The sequence below is a fragment of the Pseudomonas macauensis genome (assembly GCF_047902425.1).
GTDB lineage: Bacteria > Pseudomonadota > Gammaproteobacteria > Pseudomonadales > Pseudomonadaceae > Pseudomonas.
Genome location: NZ_CP138377.1, coordinates 2314532 through 2333469, shown reverse-complemented (window position 1 = coordinate 2333469; position 18938 = coordinate 2314532). Strand labels below are relative to the sequence as shown.

At 65.4% G+C, this 18938-nt stretch carries 15 protein-coding genes; 5 read left to right on the top strand and 10 right to left on the bottom strand.

The genetic code is table 11. From position 1 onward, the window contains the following. The first annotated feature begins 159 nt into the window (after nucleotides 1-159). The gene (locus SD196_RS11050) at nucleotides 160-1227 is read left to right on the top strand and encodes a phosphotransferase family protein (RefSeq protein ID WP_416311446.1); all 1068 of its coding nucleotides are present in this window, start codon (nucleotides 160-162) and stop codon (nucleotides 1225-1227) included. A gap of 28 nt (nucleotides 1228-1255) precedes the next feature. Beyond that, on the top strand, nucleotides 1256-2023 hold the full coding sequence (locus SD196_RS11045) for an SDR family oxidoreductase (protein WP_207885675.1): 768 nt from the start codon (nucleotides 1256-1258) through the stop codon (nucleotides 2021-2023). Between the two features lie 140 nt (nucleotides 2024-2163). Here the strand turns inward: SD196_RS11045 and SD196_RS11040 are convergent, their stop codons facing one another. Then, nucleotides 2164-2808 carry a hypothetical protein gene (locus SD196_RS11040; RefSeq protein ID WP_275607595.1) on the bottom strand — a complete coding sequence of 215 codons (645 nt, stop codon included), beginning with the start codon at nucleotides 2806-2808 and terminating at the stop codon, nucleotides 2164-2166. A gap of 158 nt (nucleotides 2809-2966) precedes the next feature. On the opposite strand from SD196_RS11040, the gene SD196_RS11035 reads away from it, so the two are divergent. Further along, nucleotides 2967-3746, top strand: coding sequence for a TSUP family transporter (locus SD196_RS11035; RefSeq protein WP_275607596.1), 780 nt, complete (start codon nucleotides 2967-2969; stop codon nucleotides 3744-3746). A 16-nt stretch (nucleotides 3747-3762) separates the two neighbouring features. Here SD196_RS11035 and nudC read toward each other — a convergent pair whose 3' ends face one another. The 9 genes from nudC to SD196_RS10990 form a co-directional block, all read right to left on the bottom strand. Next, nucleotides 3763-4599 carry an NAD(+) diphosphatase gene (gene nudC, locus SD196_RS11030; protein WP_416311445.1) on the bottom strand — a complete coding sequence of 279 codons (837 nt, stop codon included), beginning with the start codon at nucleotides 4597-4599 and terminating at the stop codon, nucleotides 3763-3765. Continuing rightward, nucleotides 4599-6272 carry a ferrous iron transporter B gene (locus tag SD196_RS11025; RefSeq protein ID WP_275607598.1) on the bottom strand — a complete coding sequence of 558 codons (1674 nt, stop codon included), beginning with the start codon at nucleotides 6270-6272 and terminating at the stop codon, nucleotides 4599-4601. The genes nudC and SD196_RS11025 overlap by 1 nt, the downstream gene beginning before the upstream one ends. Before the next feature lie 42 nt (nucleotides 6273-6314). Continuing rightward, on the bottom strand, nucleotides 6315-7127 hold the full coding sequence (locus SD196_RS11020) for a crotonase/enoyl-CoA hydratase family protein (protein ID WP_331314176.1): 813 nt from the start codon (nucleotides 7125-7127) through the stop codon (nucleotides 6315-6317). A 235-nt stretch (nucleotides 7128-7362) separates the two neighbouring features. Further along, complete coding sequence (locus tag SD196_RS11015; protein ID WP_275607600.1) at nucleotides 7363-8706, bottom strand: amino acid permease; 1344 nt, start codon at nucleotides 8704-8706, stop codon at nucleotides 7363-7365. Nucleotides 8707-8922: 216 nt separating this feature from the next. Beyond that, entirely contained in the window at nucleotides 8923-11109 is a 2187-nt protein-coding gene (locus SD196_RS11010; RefSeq protein ID WP_416311444.1) for a putative bifunctional diguanylate cyclase/phosphodiesterase, read from the bottom strand. A gap of 100 nt (nucleotides 11110-11209) precedes the next feature. Then, the gene (locus tag SD196_RS11005; protein WP_416311443.1) at nucleotides 11210-13462 is read right to left on the bottom strand and encodes an Orn/Lys/Arg decarboxylase N-terminal domain-containing protein; all 2253 of its coding nucleotides are present in this window, start codon (nucleotides 13460-13462) and stop codon (nucleotides 11210-11212) included. A gap of 666 nt (nucleotides 13463-14128) precedes the next feature. Further along, nucleotides 14129-14866: a DNA polymerase III subunit epsilon gene (gene dnaQ, locus SD196_RS11000; RefSeq protein ID WP_275607603.1), complete on the bottom strand. Its 738-nt coding sequence runs from the start codon at nucleotides 14864-14866 to the stop codon at nucleotides 14129-14131. A 214-nt stretch (nucleotides 14867-15080) separates the two neighbouring features. Continuing rightward, nucleotides 15081-15524 carry a ribonuclease HI gene (rnhA, locus tag SD196_RS10995; RefSeq protein WP_275607604.1) on the bottom strand — a complete coding sequence of 148 codons (444 nt, stop codon included), beginning with the start codon at nucleotides 15522-15524 and terminating at the stop codon, nucleotides 15081-15083. 11 nt (nucleotides 15525-15535) lie between these two features. Continuing rightward, nucleotides 15536-16297, bottom strand: a complete 762-nt coding sequence (locus SD196_RS10990) for a class I SAM-dependent methyltransferase (protein WP_207885686.1) — start codon at nucleotides 16295-16297, stop codon at nucleotides 15536-15538. An 86-nt stretch (nucleotides 16298-16383) separates the two neighbouring features. On the opposite strand from SD196_RS10990, the gene gloB reads away from it, so the two are divergent. Then, nucleotides 16384-17163: a hydroxyacylglutathione hydrolase gene (gloB, locus tag SD196_RS10985; RefSeq protein WP_331314167.1), complete on the top strand. Its 780-nt coding sequence runs from the start codon at nucleotides 16384-16386 to the stop codon at nucleotides 17161-17163. A gap of 79 nt (nucleotides 17164-17242) precedes the next feature. After that, nucleotides 17243-18871 carry a LysM peptidoglycan-binding domain-containing protein gene (locus tag SD196_RS10980; RefSeq protein WP_416311442.1) on the top strand — a complete coding sequence of 543 codons (1629 nt, stop codon included), beginning with the start codon at nucleotides 17243-17245 and terminating at the stop codon, nucleotides 18869-18871. Nucleotides 18872-18938: the final 67 nt, after the last annotated feature.

Genomic DNA, 18938 nt, shown 5'->3' with positions numbered 1-18938 from the left:
GGCGCTTGTGACGGGTAGAGGCGGACATTAGATTAGCCAATGATCATCCGGCGCCATCATTGCTCTGTCTGATCCAGATGGAACATGACGCCGGCTTGCGCGCCACCTCGCGCGGTGCCTTGGGCCCCGCGGGGAAGACCAGTAGAAGAAGGGACCAGCATGTCGTTGACCGACCAGACCATCCGCTCCCGCGAAGGCGAAGAACTCGATGCCGCCGTGATCGACGGCTACCTCAAGGACCACATTCCGGGTCTGCAGGGCGCGCCGCGTGTCAGCCAGTTCCCCGGCGGCGCGTCGAACCTGACCTACCTGATCCAGTACGACAACCAGGAACTGGTCCTGCGTCGTCCGCCCTTCGGCAAGAAGGCCAAGTCGGCCCACGACATGGGCCGCGAGTACCGCATCCTCAACCAGCTCAAGGACGGTTTCCCCTACTGCCCCAAGGCGTACGTCTACTGCACCGACGAATCGGTGATCGGCGCCGAGTTCTACGTCATGGAGCGGGTCAACGGCATCATCCTGCGCAGCGACCTGCCCAAGGAGCTGAACTTCGACTCCGACAAGACCACCGCGCTGTGCAAGAGCTTCATCGACAAGTTCGTCGACCTGCACAACGTCGATTACAACGCCTGCGGCCTGGGTGACCTGGGCAAGCCCGAGGGCTATGTGCAGCGTCAGATCGGCGGCTGGATCGATCGCTACGAGAAATCCCTGACCCCAGACGCGCCGGCCTGGGAACAGGTGAAGGTGTGGCTGCGCGAGAAGATGCCGGCCGACCACCACAAGCCGGGCATCGTGCACAACGACTACCGCTTCGACAACGTCATCCTCGACCCGAACAACCCGATGCAGATCATCGGCGTGCTCGACTGGGAAATGACCACCCTTGGCGACCCGCTGATGGACCTGGGCAACACCCTCGCCTACTGGATCCAGGCCGACGATCCGCAGCCGATGCAGATGCTGCGCCGCCAGCCCAGCCACGAGCCGGGCATGCTGACCCGCCAGCAGTTCGCCGACTACTACGCCGAGCGCGCCGGCATCCAGATCGACAACCTCGATTACTACTACACCTACGGCCTGTTCCGCCTGGCCGGCATCATGCAGCAGATCTACTACCGCTTCTTCCACGGCCAGACCCAGGACAAGCGCTTCGCCACCTTCATCCACGCCAACAAGCTGCTGGAGCAGGTGAGCCTGCAGGTCATCGGCAAGTCCCGCCTGTAACACGGCGCCATAGAACAAGGAGAACCCCATGTCCAAGACCCAACTGTTCGACCTCGACGGCAAGATCGCCTTCGTTTCCGGCGCCAGCCGCGGCATCGGCGAGGCCATCGCCAAGCTGCTGGCCCAGCAGGGTGCCCACGTGATCGTCTCCAGCCGCAAGATCGATGGCTGCCAGGCCGTGGCCGACGAGATCATCGCCGCGGGCGGCAAGGCCACCGCGATTGCCTGCCACATCGGCGAGATGGAGCAGATCCAGAGCGTCTTCGCGCAGATCCGCGAGCAGTTCGGCCGCCTGGATATCCTGGTCAACAACGCCGCCACCAACCCGCAGTTCTGCAACGTGCTGGACACCGACCTGTCGGCCTTCCAGAAGACCGTCGACGTGAACATCCGCGGCTACTACTTCATGTCCATCGAAGGCGGCAAGCTGATGAAGGCCAATGGTGGCGGCAGCATCATCAACGTCGCCTCCGTCAACGGCGTCACTCCGGGCGAATTCCAGGGCATCTATTCGGTGACCAAGGCCGCGGTGATCAGCATGACCAAGGTCTTCGCCAAGGAGTGCGCGCAGTTCGGCATCCGCTGCAACGCCCTGCTGCCGGGCCTGACCGACACCAAGTTCGCCTCGGCGCTGGTGAGCAACGATGCCATCCGCAACGTCGCCCTGCAGCGCATCCCGCTCAAGCGCGTGGCCGACCCGAGCGAAATGGCCGGCGCCGTGCTGTACCTCGCCAGCGATGCGTCCAGCTACACCACTGGTGTGACGCTGAACGTGGACGGCGGTTTCCTCGCTTAAGCGTTAGCGCGGATACGAAAAAAGGGAGCCGATCGGCTCCCTTTTTTGCTCTTTGTAGGAGCGAGCTTGCTCGCGAACCGCACCTGTGGGCTTCAGTGTGAAACGGGTTCGCGAGCAAGCTCGCTCCTACAGAAAAGCAGTCACTGCCAATCCTTCAGCGCTTGGTTCGCCGCCGGGTTCATCGGCTCGGCGGTCAGCCCGCCCGGTCCGTAGCGCACCGCGAACACCGCCTGGTCGGCCATCGGCAGGTAGTTCACCCGCCCTGCCCTGGGCACGAACGTCAGCAGGTCATGCTGGCCGTCGCGCAGCCAGCGCCAGAGATCGATGCCAAACGCGTCCGCTACCAGCGATACCTTGCGCCCCTGCGCCTGCTGTTCGACCGCCAGGAAGCGACCGCTGAGGTCCTGCAGGCGATACCCCGGCGCCAGACCGATCAGCCGCGCCAGCCCTTTCCACTCCAGCACGCGCGCATCCAGCTGCCAGAGATCGCCGGCCAGCTCCACGCGGCGCTCCTGGGCGCCTTCCAGCACCGTCACCTCGAAATGCTGCGGGCTCAACTGCTTGAAGCCGAGGGTGGCCAACGGACGCTCCGGCGGCAGCGGGTCGTAGCTGCGCAAGTCCCAGGCCACCAGCCCTACCAGTGCGGCGAGCGCAATGAACGCAAGGCCCGCCATGCCGCGCAGCCAGCCGAGAAACCAGTGACGGTCGAACAGAATGCGAGCCGCCACCAGCAGGGCCAACAGCGCCACGAAGGCAATGACCCAGGCCAGACCGTCGTACTGCATCGAATGATTTCCTTACACGTGGAATTGCCGGCATTATGCGCACCGCGTACCTGCGCGGCCAGCCAGACCGTCGCAGCTTTCGGGCCCGTTAACGTTTCCCTGCCCCCACTCCTCACAAGGGAGTGGCGCCACGAGCCCCCCCGATCAAGGCCGATCCCATGCCCTTCGAACTCGTCGTAGACCCCACCACCCTCGTCATCCTCGCCGGCGTCGCCTTCCTCGCTGGCTTCATCGATGCCATCGCCGGCGGTGGTGGCCTGCTGACCATCCCCGCCCTGCTCACCGCCGGCGTGCCACCGCACCTGGCGCTGGGCACCAACAAGCTGAGTTCGACCTTCGGCGCCGCCGTCGCCAGCTACACCTTCTACCGCCGCAAGCTGTTCCACCCGCGCCAATGGCGCAACGGCATCATCGGCACCGCCATCGGCGCCGCACTGGGCGCCTGGGCCGCGCACCTGATGCCGGCGGAATGGCTGAACCGCATGCTGCCGGTGGTGGTGTTCGGTTGCGGCCTGTACCTGCTGTTCGGCAAGACGCCGGAAGCGCCGCTGGACGCCGACCCGAAGATCGCCCAGGGCCGCCAGTGGCCGCAAGGCCTGGGCCTGGGCTTCTACGACGGCGTGGCCGGTCCCGGCACCGGCGCCTTCTGGACCGTCAGCACCCTGCTGATGTACCCGCTGGACCTGGTGCGCGCCAGCGGTGTGGCGCGCAGCATGAACTTCGTCAGCAACGTCCTCGCCCTGGCGGTGTTCGTCGCCTCCGGCCAGGTGATCTGGGTGATGGGCCTGTGCATGGGCAGCGCCCTGATGATCGGCGCCTACTTCGGCGCGCGCACGGCGATTGGCGGCGGCGCCAGGTTCATTCGCCCGGTATTCATCCTGGTGGTGTTGGCATTGACCGTGCGCCTGGCCTGGCAGCACTGGTTCAACGCCGCGTGACGCGGCGCCTGAAACCTCAGGCGCCGGGCAGGACGGGATCGGGCCGACCGGCGCGGCGCGCCAGGTACAGCTCGATCAGGTAGCGTGCGATGGAACGCCCGGCCGGCAGACGCGGCAGGTCATCGATATGGAACCAGCGCGCGTCCTCGATCTCGTCCGGTTGCATGACGATCTCGCCACTGGCGTACTCGGCGTGGTAGCCGAACATCAGTGAATGAGGGAACGGCCAGGGCTGGCTGCCGATGTAGCGGATGTTGGTGACCTCCACCCCGACCTCTTCGCGCACCTCGCGGGCAACGCAATGCTCGACCGACTCGCCGGGCTCGACGAAGCCGGCCAGGGTGCTGTACACGCCGGGCACGAAACGCGGCGAACGCGCCAGCAGCAGCTCATCGCCACGGGTCACCAGCACGATCATGCTCGGCGACAGCAGCGGGTAACGCTGGATGCCGCAGGCCTCGCACTGCATGGCACGGTCGCGGGGCATACGCAGGTTGGGCTGGCCGCAGCTGCCGCAGAAGCGATTCTGCCGCCACCAGATACCGATCTGGCTGGCGAAGCCGAGCATGGCGAAGATGTCTTCCTCGCCTTCCAGCATGAACTGGCGCAGGCCGATCCAGCTGGCGCCCTCCAGCGGGTCGGGACGGTCGATTTCCAGCACGTACACCGGCTCGCCATCGAAGTGGCCGACGGCATGCTCAGACAGCACCGGCAGGTCCTGACGCTTCAGCCAGTCACGGGGGAACAGCACGCCATTGCTGTCGCCGAGGAATTGCTGCTGGCAATGGGCAACCGCCCAGCCACCTTGCGCTGTCGCCTCGAACAGCGCCGACTCCCAACGTCCGGTACGCATCAGGCGGCCACCGTCAGGCCGAGCGCCTTGACGCTCTCGCTGGCAACGTCCAGCACGTCGGGTTGTCCTTCCGGCCGCATCATGGCCCCACCCTCCAGGTAATACTCAAGGCCGGTCAGTGCGTCGGCCAGGGTTTCCAGCATCTGTTCGGACGGCATCTGCGTCGTCTCGATCATCTGCTGTTGAATATAGTCGGCACAGGCGCCGACCAGCAGCGCCGCGCGCTCCTGGCCGAGGAACCAGAGCCCGCCGCGCACCGCCTGCAGGCTGACGGGCACGTTGGCCAGGTGCAGCTTGTCGCCATTGGATTCGAGGTAGGCGGTAATCGCCCGCTTGGCCAAGGCAAGGCCGGCCTGGGCCTCGTCGATCACCACGATGCGGGCCTCGGCCAGCTGGTGTACGGCAAAGGACTCATCCTCGCCCAGCGGCACCGCACGCGCGCTCGGGCGCTCGCCGCGCTCCAGGTTCCCCGCCATGCTCTCGACATAGAGCAAGGTGTCGGCCAGCGCGTTGAGGGCGCCCGCGTCATCGGCCGCGGCCTTGCTCACCCACCCCGCCACCACCGTGTGCTGGTGCTGCAGGGCGATGGACGCCGAGTTCAGGCCGACCATGCCCAGGGTCTTGGCCAGCTTGCCCAGCTGGGTATGCAGGATGCCCAGCGCATCGGCCTGGGACACGCCGCGCTCGATCAGGTCGAGCTGGTCCTTGACCGCGGTGAGTTCCTCGCGGATCGCCGCCGACAGCGAACGCATCACCGACTGGCCGGGACCGGACAGGCGCTGCGACTCATCTTCGAGCAGATGATCGGTGAACGGCAGCGGCGTCAGGCCGAATACCTGGCGCAGCTCGCTGGCACGCGGGCCGCGGGTGTCGGCCAGTGCGGTGAGATAGAGCAGTTCCTTGAGCATCTGGCGCGGCGTTTCGTATTGCGGATTGCCGATCAGTTGCTTTAGCTCGCGGTCCAAGCGGGCGAAGACCTGCTTGCGCGTCTTGCGCGGCAGCATCTGCGCATCCACCAGCGCCTCCAGCGCACCGGCGCCAACCCAGCACAGGCGGGTGCGCGAGGCACTGCCCAGCAGCAGGTCGAGCTTGGCCAGGGCGCGGCTCATCAGCTTCAGGCTGGGGTAGAGATTCTGTTCGCGGATCAGCCCGAGCAGGCCGACCTGGTACATCTGCCGCAGCCGGCGAACCTCGCGCTCCGAATCCTCCACCTGCGGCACGGTCACCGCGCGCAGCGGGCGCGGCAGGTCCAGTCGCGCACTGAAGAAGAAGCTTTCCGGCAAGGTCGGCTGGCCGGCGGCCTGGCGCACGTCGTTGATCGCCGGCAGCAGCAGCTCGGGGATTTCCTGGCGGTGCGCCTCGAGGTTCTCCAGGTAGCGGCGCAGCACGTAGAGCGCGTTGCCCAGCGCCGCCAACTGGCCGTCACGATCCTCGCCGACCCCGGCGGGAATGTCGTGGGCGAGGTTCAGCGCTTCCTGGGCCAGCAGCTCGGCGCCGGCCAGTTCGATCAGATTGAGGGTGCCGCGAATCTGGCTCAGACACTCGACCGAGTGTTGCAGCAGGTTGCCGTTCTGACGCTCGGCGATGAAGTGCTCGAGATTCTGCTCGGCCTCCTCCATCGTGGCGAACAATTCGTCGCGAACCAGACTGAGGGACGTGGCTCCGGTAACCATCGGCCTAGTGCGCCTCCTGCGCGCAAGAAGAGTGGATGGGCATCAATCGGCGAACTCGGGGGTCTTCTTGCTCATGTGCGCCATCATGGCGGCCTGCAGGTCGGCGGACTGCAGCATGGCGGCGTTCCAGGTGGCGATGTATTCCAGGCCGTCCTCGACGCTATGGTCACGGGCGTAGCTGATCATTTCCTTGGTGCCGCGAATGGCGATCGGCGACTTGGCGGCGATCTGCCGGGCGATCTCCATCACCCCGTCCATCAGCGCGGAGTGGTCGGCGTAGACCTTGTTGACCAGGCCGATCTGCCGGGCTTCCTCAGCGTCGGCGTTGCGGCCGGTGTAGGCCAGCTCGCGCATAATGCCGTCGCCGATCAGGCGCGGCAGGCGCTGCAAGGTGCCGACATCGGCGGCCATGCCCATGTCGATTTCCTTGATGGAGAACTGCGCATCGCTGCTGCAGTAGCGCATGTCGCAGGCCGAGATCAGGTCGATGGCGCCGCCGATGCAGTAGCCCTGGATCGCGGCGAGCACCGGCTTGCTGCACTTGTCCACGGCGGTGAACGAGCCTTGCAGCTGAAGGATGGTCTTGCGCAATGCGCGGGCATTGCGGCCTACGTCCTTGCCCAGGTGGCTGGCAGCCTGGGCAAGCAGGGCGAGGTCGATGCCGGCGGAGAAGTGCTTGCCGGCGCCGCTCAGGACCACCACGCGAACTTCATCGGTGTCGTCCGCCCACTGGAAGATTTCGATGATCTCCTTCCAGAAGTCGGCGTTCATGGCATTGAGTTTTTCCGGACGATTGATCTGCACATGGGCGATCTTGTCCGCCAGTTCGACGCGGAATGCTTTGTACTCGGTCACGGGATGTCCTCGGGATGCCCTGCTTCACGTCCGGGGCGGCTGGCCGCCGCAAGAGCCCGGGCCAACTGTTCTTGTAAGTGTCGGAAACAGATGTCGGAAATCGCGTCACTATAACAAGGCAAGACCAAAAGTCGATGCCGTGGTCTGTGACACAGGCCACGGCATCGGGCTCGAGTTGGCTTGCAAAACCGCCATCAAGTACTTGATCTGACGGGATCGTGCCGGAGGCGACTATTCAGTCGCCAACCGCCAGCGGCAACCCCTGGGCGCGGTTGCGGTACTGCCGCCAGGTGTACATCGGGATACCGGCCATGAACACCAGGAAGCCCCAGAAGATCGCCTGCTCGCCGGTGCCGTACAGCGCCCACAGCGAGTAGAGGAAGCCCAGGCAACCGATCGCCAGCACCTGCGGACGCGAGCGCGGCGAGAAGGACTCCGGCTTCACCGCCAGCAGTTGCAGCAGCGCCGCGGTGCAGAAGGCATAGGGCACGACGCCGGTCATGGTGCCGAGCAGGATGATGACGTTGAACACCTCCACCAGCTCGCCGTGACCGTCGACCATCACCAGCGCGGTGACCAGCAGGCCCGAGGCCAGCAGGCCGTTGGCCGGAGCGCCATTCTTGTTGAGCTTGCCGAGGGACTCCGGGAACAGGCCGTCGCGGGCCGGCGCCACCGGAATCTGCCCTTGCAGCAGCACCCAGCCGTTGAGCGCGCCAAGGCAGGCGATCACCGCACCCGCCGCCACCAGGTAGTAACCCCAGTCGCCCAGCAGAATGCGCGCGGCATCGGCGAACGGCGAGGTGGACTTGGCCAGCACTTCCGGCGGCATCAGCCCCTGTACGGCGGTGATCGACAGGATGTACACCGCCGCAGCCGCCAACGTGCCGAACAGCGTGGCGCGGGGAATGGTCTTCTTCGGGTCGCGCACGTCGTCCGCCGGCACGGTGGCCGACTCCAGGCCGATGAACGACCAGAGCGTCAGCGCCGCCGTGGTGGCGATGGCCTGGGCGTAGCCCATGTTCGGCAGCTCGCTGGGCGCGGGAATGGTCAGGTAATCGGGATTGAAGTGGAACCAGCCGAGAATGCCCACCAGCAGCAGCGGAATCAGCTTGAGCGCGGTGAGCAGGTTCTGCACCACCGCGAACGCGGTGATCCCGCGCAGGTTGATCAGCGTGCACAGCCAGATGGCGCCAATGGCGGTGGCGACCATCAGCAGCGGGTCGGCCAGCACCGGGATGAACACCCGCAGGTAGCCCACCAGTGTCACGGCGATGGCCGCGTTGCCGATCCAGGCGGCCTTCCAGTAGGTCCAGGCGCACAGGTAGCCGGCGAAACTGCCGAAGCCGTCGCGGGTATAGGCATAGGGACCGCCGGCCCCGGGATTCAGGCGCGCCAGCCGGGCAAAGGTGAAGGCCAGCAGCACCGCCCCGGTGGTCGACACCAGCCAGCCGAACAGGCTGAGCCCACCATACGCCGCGAGGCTCGACGGCAGCAGAAACACCCCTGAGCCGACCATGTTGCCCACCACCAGCGCGGTGCAGCTCCAGAACCCCATGCTGCCCTTGTTCGCTCCCGCCATCTGCACTCCTTAAAGTCTGCGGCTCTGTTCTATTGCTTCCAACCTGCCGTGCCGCTCATGGCGATGGCCTCCGGATTCGGACTCGAAGTTCCGATCTGCCCTACAGGGTAGACAGCACAGGACCAAGGAGGAAACAGTTTCCGCCGCGAATGTGCAAGCTTCGAGCGTTTTCCCGGAGCGAGATCAATCCACGCTGCGAAAATTCACCTCAGGTCGCTAAGCGGAGCCTGACTGGCGAGCACCGATGCCGAAGACCTGCTCGAACAGGTTGGCCGGCATCGGCTTGGCGAACAGGTAGCCCTGCCCCTCCGCACAGTGCTCGGCGCGCAGACGATCACGCTGGGCCGACGTTTCAATGCCTTCGGCAATGGTCTCGAGGTCGAAGCTGCGGGCCATGTCGAGGATCGCCCGGATCACCGAGAGGTCCTGCTGGGATTCCAGCATGCCGATCACAAAGGAGCGGTCGATCTTGATCCGGCTCAGCGGATAGGTTTTGAGCAGGCTCAGCGAGGCGTAGCCAGTGCCGAAGTCGTCGAAGGCGAGCCCCACGCCATGGCTGCGCAGCGTGCGCAGGGTATTGAGCACCACGTCGTCGTGGTTGAGCACGATGTTCTCGGTGATCTCCAGCTCCAGCGCGTCGGCCGGCAGGCCGTGACGCTCCAGCACGTCGAGCACCTGGGAGACCAGGTTGCCCATGCGGAACTGCGCACCGAACAGATTCACCCCCATGCGTATCTGCGGCATGCCGTTGCGGCGCCAGTAGGCGACCCGGGCGCAGGCTTCGTCGAGAATCCAGGCGCCGACGATGGCCGCCAGCGGTCCGCCTTCCAGCGATGGCAGGAAGGCCGCCGGGGACAGCAGTCCGCGCTGCGGGTGCTGCCAGCGAATCAGTGCTTCCGCCCCGCACAGGGAACCGTCTCGCAGGCTCACCTGGGGCTGGTAGTACAGCAGGAATTCGCCGTTGGCCACGGCGCGGTGCAATTCCATGCCATACAGGTGCCGTGCCGCCGCCTCCATCTTCAGCGCCGGGACGAAGACGAAGGCGTGGCCACGGCCGCTGCTCTTGGCCTTGAACAGCGCCAGATCCGCATCACCGACCAGTTCCAGCGCTTCCTGGGCATGCAGCGGCGCCATGGCCACGCCACAGCTGGCGGCCACCCGCACTTCGTGGGCATCGATGATGATGGGCTCGGCGATACGGGTAATGGCTGCCTGGGCCAGGCGCATGGCCTGTTCGGGGGAGATCAGGTTCGGTTCGAGGATGGCAAACTCGTCGCCACCGATGCGCGCCACCGTGGCGTCGGCGCTGGCCAGGCGCTGCAGGCGCGCTGCGACCTCGCGCAGGATGCCATCGCCCACCGCGTGCCCCAGCGAGTCGTTGACGTCCTTGAAGCCGTCCAGGTCGATCATCAGCACCGCCGCCGGACGCGACTGCACCAGGAGGTCTTCGGTGACCCGGTAGAAACGGCCCCGGTTGGCCAGGCCGGTGAGCACATCGACACTGGCCAACTGGCGCAGCGCCTCCTCTTCCTGATGCAACGCCGTCAGGTCCTTGAGCACCGCCTCGAACTTGAGCTTGCCCTTTTCCGTCCAGCAGAACAGCGTGAGCCCGAGAGCCAGTTCGGTGCCGTCCTGGCGCACACCGGTGATTTCCGCCGGCACATCCATGCCGTCCAGCGAAGTGGCGTCGATGGCACGGTTGATCAGACTGCGGAATGCCGCACGACCACGCTCAGGCAGCAGCAGCTCGAATGCCTGTCCCGCCCCTTCATCCAGCGCATAGCCGTAGAGATTGGCGGCCGCTTCGTTCCAGGCCACGATCTCGCCCCAGCAGTCGAACCAGACAACCGGCGTGGGCGAACTGCCGGCGTATTCCTCGAACAGCGGCCGGGTGCGCGCCGACATCACTTCGATACGGCGCAGCTCCAGGCGGTCGGCCGCCATGCGCGCCAGCTCGCGCAGGCGCTCCCGGTCGTCGCCGGAGAAATCCTCATGGGGCTGGCTGTCGATGATGCACAGGGCGCCCAATGGGTGACCTTCCACCGACAGCAGCGGCACCCCCGCGTAGAAACGTATGCCTGAAGGCTGGGTCACCAGCGGGTTGTCGTGGAAACGCTCGTCAGTGCGAGCATCGGGCACCACCATCACCTCGTTCTGGGTGATGGCATGGGCGCAGAAGGACACGTCGCGCCCCATGTCCACCTCGCCGATGCCCGTGGCCGCGGCAAAGAACACGTGATTGCTGCCGATCATGTTCACTGCGGCCACCGGCATGCCGAACATGCGCACGGCGATCTGCACCACCGGGTCCAGGCTGGGCAGCAGGGCTTCATCGTCGAACCCGTAGTCGGAAAGTGCGCTCAGGCGTTCGCTTTCGTTCGGCAGTGCCGAGGGACAGCGCATGGGGAAACCTCCCTTTTTCCTCGTTTCTCCCTGTACCGATCCCGACAAGAATAGTTGGTCTTTGGAAAAGCGGCGGGCCCCGCGCACCAGGGCCCTCCCGTCACTTGCAGCACTCCACGGTGTAGCGCCGCTCGCCGTTCACCTCGTGGACCTGCAAACCGTGCACGTCCGAGTCGAAGCCGGGGAAATTACGCTCGAAGCTTTGCGCGAAGGCCAGGTAGTCGAGGATCGAGCGGGTGGACTCGGTGAACCGCTCGCCCGGCATGATCAGCGGGATACCCGGCGGATAAGGCACCAGCATCACCGCCGCGATACGCCCCAGCAACTGATCGATGGGCACCGCCTCCACTTCCCCGCGTACCAGTTGCGCGTAGGCATCGGCCGGGCGCATGGCGATTTCCGGCAGCACGGTGTACATGCGTTTCATCGCCTTGGCGGTGGCGTGGTCGCGGTAGCAGTGGTGGAGCTCGTCGCACAGATCGCGCAAGCCCATGCCGGCATAGCGCGCCCCGCCTGCCTGGGCGACGCTGGGCAGTGCATCGGCCAGCAGCTGGTTGGCGTCGTAGCTGCGCTTGAACTCCAGCAACTCGGTCACCAGGGTGCTCCACTTGCCCTTGGTCACGCCCATGGAGAACAGCACCAGGAAGGAGTACAGGCCGGTCTTCTCCACCACCAGCCCGCGCTCCCAGAGGAAGCGACTGACCACCGCAGCGGGAATACCCCGCGCGTCCAGCCGCCCGCCGGCGGTGAGGCCGGGCGTGGCCAGGGTGACCTTGATCGGATCGAGCAGTACGTAATCCTCGACCGCATCGCCGAAGCCATGCCAGTCGGCATTGGGCTCCAGCACCCAGTCGCGGGTCCTCACCTCGTCGGTACCCTCCACGCCTGGCGGCTGCCAGACACAGAACCACCAGTCGTCCTCGGCGAGATTCTGCTGCACGTTGGCCAGGGCACGGCGGAAGCTCAGCGCCTCGTCGAAGGTTTCCTGGATCAGCGAGCTCCCCGCCGGACCTTCCATCATCGCCGAGGCCACATCCAGCGAAGCGATGATGCCGTACTGCGGCGAGGTGGAGATGTGCATCATGAAGGCTTCGTTGAAGCGCGCCCGGTCGAAACGCCGGGCGCCGCCGTCCTGCACGTGGATCATCGAGGCCTGGCTGAAGGCGGCGAGCATCTTGTGGGTGGAATGGGTGGTGAACACCAGCGGGCCGCTGTCCTGGCGGCTCGTCCCCATGCCGTAGCGCCCATCGTAGAAGTCATGGAAGGCTGCGTAGGCGTACCAGGCTTCGTCGAAATGCAGCACCTCGACGCTGTCCCCCAGCGCCTGTTTGATCATCTCGGCGTTGTAGCAGAGGCCGTCGTAGGTGGAGTTGGTCACCACCGCCAGCCGGACCTTGGGTGCGCGCCCCCGCGCCAGCGGGCTGGCGGCGATCTTCGCGGCAATCGACTCGCGGCTGAACTCGGACAGCGGGATCGGCCCGATGATGCCCAGCTCATTGCGCTCCGGCATCAGGTAGAGCGGAATCGCGCCGGTCATGATGATCGCGTGCAGGATCGACTTGTGGCAGTTGCGATCCACCAGCACCAGGTCGTCGCGGCAAACCATGGAGTGCCAGACGATCTTGTTCGCCGTCGAGGTGCCATTGATCACGAAGAAGGTGTGGTCGGCGCCGAAATTGCGCGCCGCACGGGCCTCCGCCTCGGCCAGAGGGCCGGTGTGGTCGAGCAGCGAGCCGAGCTCCGGCACCGAGACCGAGAGGTCCGAGCGCAGGGTGTTCTCCCCGAAGAACTGGTGGAACGCCTGCCCCACCGGGCTCTTGCGATAGGCCACGCCACCGCCGTGGCCGGGCGTGTGCCAGGAATAGTTGGACTGCGCGGTATGCTCCACCAGGGCACGGAAGAACGGCGGCAACAGGCCTTCCAGGTACTTGCGCGCGGCGCGGCTGACCTGGCGGGCGAGGAAGGGCACGGTGTCTTCGAACAGGTAGAGGATGCCGCGAAGCTGGTGCAGGTCGGCCATGGACTCGGCCGGCGCGTTCTCGATGGTCATCTGCTCGCCGAGGGCGAAGATCGGCAGTTGCGGCGCCCTCACCCGCGCCATGCGGATCAGCTCCACCACATCCTGCAACAAGCGCTGGTTCTCCCCCGCCCCCTCGGCGGCAACCAGAATGCAGGCCAACCCATGGTGAGTCGAGGCGACGATACGTCCCTCGGCGGAGCTGGCGGTGGAAAGAATGGTGAAGCCGTCCTGCTCCAACTCGCGGGCGATGTCGCGGACGCGGTCGCCGGCCACGGTGTCGGCCTTGATGTCGCGGTGAACGATGAGGATGGGGAACTTGAGGTCTTTATACATTGTGAGCCCCTGAGGCGGACGCTCTGCTGGCGTCGATCCTCACTAGAGTATGGACTCACGAAATGTAGGGGAATGCGGTCGGCTGACGGCTGTAATAAAACGTCGCGTGGGTGACAGGTGCAGCCCGTTAATTCCGAGCGCTACGCTCTGGCTCTGGCTCTGGCTCTGGCTCTGGCTCTGGCTCTGGCAATTGAAGACTTCCAGAGAAACTTCCGCACACTCCAGACCGTCCCGTTCAGGAGGCCGAGTGGAATCGGAGTTTCAGGGGATGAGCGACATGGATGTCGCGAGAGCCACGATGGGCCAGGGATGGCCCGTCGTGGCGTGCCCCTGAAACTTCGATGGAGCGAGGGAATTTTTCGCCTGAGCGAAAAACCGGATGTCCGGGGCAAGACCTTTTGGTTCCTTTTGTGTCGTTTGACAAAAGGGACTCGCCCGAGGGGGCGAAACAAAATCTCTCAGCGCACGTCGAAGCGGCGCAGACCACCTAAACCAGAAGCATCGCGGACGAAGTACGCCCCTACGCGAACGCAAGACATCCGCAACTCTCGGATAGAACGGATTCATCCGCGCAGGATTTCGCGGACAAGCTCCGCTCCTACGAAGACAGCCCGTCGAAACGAAAAAGGCCCCTGTCAGGGGCCTTTTCTCATGCAACGCGAAGGATCACTCCTTCGGCGCTTCCATCTGTACCCAGAGCGGCGGAGCGCCGGCGGACTTCTCGATCACCGCCAGGCGTGCAATATGGGCCTCCAGCTCTGCGTCGGTCGCCCGGATCACCCGGGTCAGGCCGCGCTCGGCCGCCAGACGACGAATCGCCGTAGCCGTGGCGCGACCACTGCCGTCACCCTCTGCACCATTGCCGGCCAGCGACAGGCTGGTCTGCCCACCGGTCATCGCCAGGTAGACGTCGGCAAGGATCTCGGCGTCGAGCAGTGCGCCGTGCAGGTCGCGGCCGGAGTTGTCGACACCATAGCGCTTGCACAGGGCGTCGAGGTTGTTGCGCTGGCCCGGATGGCGCTCACGGGCCATCAGCAGGGTGTCGAGAATCGAACAGTAGTCGGCGACTTCCGCACGCTCGGACTGCCCCAGCAGGGCGAATTCGTTGTTGATGAAGCCAACGTCGAACGCCGCGTTGTGGATGATCAGTTGCGCGCCGTTGATGAATTCGAAGAAGTCGTCGGCCACTTCGCGGAAGCGCGGCTTGTCCTTCAGGTATTCGTTGGTGATGCCGTGTACCGCGATGGCGCCTTCGTCCACTTCGCGGTCGGGCTGCAGGTAGACGTGGAAATGCCGGCCAGTGAGGCGGCGGCCTTCGAGCTCGACGCAACCGATCTCGATGATCCGGTGACCGTCGGTGACCGGCATACCGGTCGTTTCAGTATCGAGTACGACGCTGCGCATTCTGTGAGAAACCTTCTTTGCGGAGATGGCCCGAAACACTCCGGGCGACCTTGATCTTGATACCTGGATACCTAGAATCTGTTTACGATCTTGCGAGCTAGAGCAGTACAAGGCAAAAACAGGCGAGGAAGCGGAGTTTACGAGCTGTAAATGAGCATTCCGAGCCTGTTTTTAACGCAGTTCTGCCGACGCGCAGCAGATCGTAAACAGGTTCTTAGCGCGGCAGTTCGCTCACCCCACGGTTGGCGAGCATGTCGGCGCGCTCGTTGCCGGGGTGGCCGGTATGGCCGCGCACCCAGCGCCACTCGACATTATGCCGGTTCACCTGCTCGTCCAGCGCCTGCCACAGGTCGGCGTTCTTCACCGGCTGCTTGGCGGCGGTCTTCCAGCCGCGCTTCTTCCAGTTGGCCATCCACTCGGTGATGCCCTGCATGACGTACTGCGAGTCGGTGACGATGCGCACATCGCAATGCCGCTTGAGGGCGGCCAGGGCCATGATGGCGGCCATCAGTTCCATGCGGTTATTGGTGGTTTCCGGCTCGCCGCCCCACAGCTCGCGCTCGGCGCCCTTGTAGAACAGCACGGCGCCCCAGCCTCCCGGACCCGGGTTACCCTTGCAGGCGCCGTCGGTGTAGATCTCGACTTTCTCTTCGCTCATATCGCTCGTGTTCAGGACTCGGAATCGCGGCGGCTGACCTTGGCCACCGGCAGCGGCACCAGTTGCCCGCGTGGCTCGCGGCGAGGTTGGCGCAGGGGTCTCAAACCGACCACCAGCTTGCGCGCCACCAATAGATAGAAGCCGGCGCCAGAGCCCTGCAGGACGGGGCCCCAGGTCTCCATGCGGGCCAGGCGGCCCTGCCATTTCGCCGATGCAAGCGGCGGACGATAACACCCGAAGCGGCGTTTCTCCAGCGCGAATCCCAGCAGGTTGAGCCAGTCGCAGACCCGCGTTGGCGAGATGCAGCGGGCACGGCGCAAGGCATCGCGGGCGAAGTAGTGGCGGATGCCCCAGGCGCTCCAGGGATTGACCCCGACCACCAGCAGGTGCCCGCCCGGTCGTACGCTGCGCGCGGCTTCGCGCAGCAGCCGGTGCGGCGACAGGCAGAAGTCCAGGCCATGCTGCAGCAGCACCACGTCGGCGGCATGTTCGCCCAACGGCCAGGCCGCCTCGTCACAGGCGATCTCCACCCCCGGCAGCGGCGGCCCCAGCCGCACGCCACGCTGGATGTTGCCGGTGCTGGCCGGCAACTCGGCGTGCGGGCCGTAATGCACCAGGTAACCACCGAAATAGCGTTCCAGCTCGTCGGTCAGCAGTTGCTGCTCTTCGGCGAGCATCATTCCGCCGATCGGGCCGGCCAGCCAGTCACGCGCCTGGGCGATCAGCTCCAGCCAGTCGGCGTCGGCCTGGGCGAAGGGTTCGGGTTCGATCATCACTACCCCCTGTGGGAGTGCGCGACACAAAAGTGCGTATCCGCACTACTATGCGCCAATGCCCACTACTTAGCGACTTTCCGGCCATGATACAGATAGACGCGCTACCCGCCTTTTCCGACAACTACCTCTGGCTGTTGCAGGATGTAACCCGCCGCCAGTGCGCGGTGGTCGACCCGGGCGACGCCGGCCCGGTACTGGCCTGGCTGGACACCCACCCCGGCTGGACCCTGACCGACATCCTGGTCACCCACCACCACGCCGACCACGTCGGCGGCGTCGCCGAGCTCAAGGCCAGGACTGGCGCCCGCGTGCTCGGCCCGGCCAGCGAGAAGATCCCCGCGCGCGACGAAGCGCTCAAGGACGGCGACCGCGTCGAAGTGCTCGGCCTCAGCTTCGAAGTCATCCATGTTCCCGGCCACACGCTCGGCCATATCGCTTACTTCAATCAGGACCACGAGCCGCCGCTGCTGTTCTGTGGCGACACCCTGTTCGCCGCCGGCTGCGGCCGCCTGTTCGAAGGTACCCCGGCGCAGATGCACACCTCGCTGAGCCGCCTGGCCGCGCTGCCGGGTCAGACCCAGGTCTACTGCACCCACGAATACACCCTGAGCAACCTGCGCTTCGCCTGTGCGGTGGAGCCGGAGAATCCCGAGGTCCGCGAGCGCTTCGAAGAGGTCAGCCGCTGGCGCGAGCAGGGGAAGATCAGCCTGCCCTCCTCCATTGCCCTGGAACGGGCGACGAATCCCTTCCTTCGTGTGTCGGAAACATCCGTTAAGAAAATCGCCGACGAGCGGAACGGCCAAGAAATCCGCACGCCGGACGAGGTCTTTGCGACCCTTCGCCGCTGGAAGGACCAGTTCTGAGGGGTGGCGAAATCTTGACCAGGGCAACCACGGTTCCTAGAATCCCCGAAATTTTTGCCCCGGACATAGTCATCAGCCAATGCCGCCAAAGACCAGCAAGACCTTCGATCTAGACGCATTGACTCGTGCTGTCCGAGTTTCCGTGGTGCTTTTCGCCGCGGGCCTGGCCGGCTGTCAGTCGACCCAGCACGTCGCCACCGACAGCCAGGCCCGCAATGCCACCCGCGCCGTCGACGTGAAGTTCAATCCGGCCTGGTCGGATGCCCAGAACGATATCTGGGAGCGCATGCGCGTGGGCTTCCAGCTGCAGGACCAGATCGACACCAACCCGCGCATCGAGCGCCAGCGCCTGTGGTTCATGAGCAACCCGTCGTTCCTGGAAAACGCCAGCGAACGCGGCAGTCCCTACATGCACTACATCGTCGAGCGCCTGGAAGAGCGCGACATGCCGCTGGAACTGGCCCTGCTGCCGGTCATCGAAAGCTCCTACAACCCGATGGCGGTGTCCCGCGCCCAGGCCGTCGGCCTGTGGCAGTTCATCCCCAGCACCGGCACCCATTTCAACCTGCGCCAGACCAACTTCTATGACGGTCGCCGCGACATCCAGGCGTCGACCAACGCCGCGCTGACCTACCTGACCCGCCTGCACGACATGTTCAACGGTGACTGGCTGCTCGCGCTGGCCGCCTACAACGCCGGCGAGGGCACCGTCAGCCGCGCCATCGAACGTAACGAGCGCCTCGGCCTGCCGACCGACTACTGGAACCTGCCGCTACCGCAGGAAACCCAGGATTACGTGCCCAAGTTGCTGGCGCTCTCGCAACTGGTGAACGCGCCGACCATCTACGGCATCAACCTCAACCCGATTGCCAACGAGCCCTACTTCACCTCGATTCGCATCAAGCCAGGCCTCGACCTGTCGCGGGTCGCCGCCCTCGCCGACCTCGACGAGGATGAGCTGTACCAGCTCAACCCCGCCTTCAAGCGCAAGGTGACCCTCGACGGCCCGCACCATCTGCTGGTGCCCAAGGACAAGGCCGACACCCTGAAGGCCGGCATCGACACGCTGACACCGCAGCCGATCAGCGCCTACGCCTCGATCGCCTCCTCCGCATCGACGACCAGCAAAGGCCTGAAGCAGTACCGCGTGCGCAAGGGTGACAGCCTGCACAGCATCGCCCAGCGCTACCGCCTGACCGTCGCCGAACTGAAGTCCGCCAACCGCCTGAGCGCCAACCGCCTGCGCAATGGCCAGGTCCTGGTGATCCCCGGCCAACCGGGCCGCCCGGTCGTCGAACCGGAGAGCCCGCGTCAACTGGCACAGGTCGAGCGCACCTCCACTCGCGGCGCAGCCCGCACCTACACCGTGAAGAACGGCGACACCCTCTGGCAGATCGCCAAGAAGAACGACGTCGATGTCGCCGACATCAAGCGCTGGAACAACCTGGACAGCCATGGCGTCAAGCCGGGCCAGACCCTCAAGCTGCAAGGCGGATCCAGCGCCGCAACCCAGCAGGTGGCCTCGCGCAGCAAGAGCAAGCAGGACAACGTGACCTACTACAAGGTCCAGCAAGGCGACTCGATGTACCTGATCGCCAAGCGCTTCAATGTCGAAATGCAGCACATCAAGCGCTGGAACCCGCGCAGCGGCAAGGCCCTGAAGCCGGGCCAGACCCTCACGCTCTACCTCGACACCGCCAGCCGCTGACCGTCGTTACGCGCCGTGACGCAAATGTCCCGGCGCGCGGCTTCTGGCGGCACGGACAAGCTGCTAC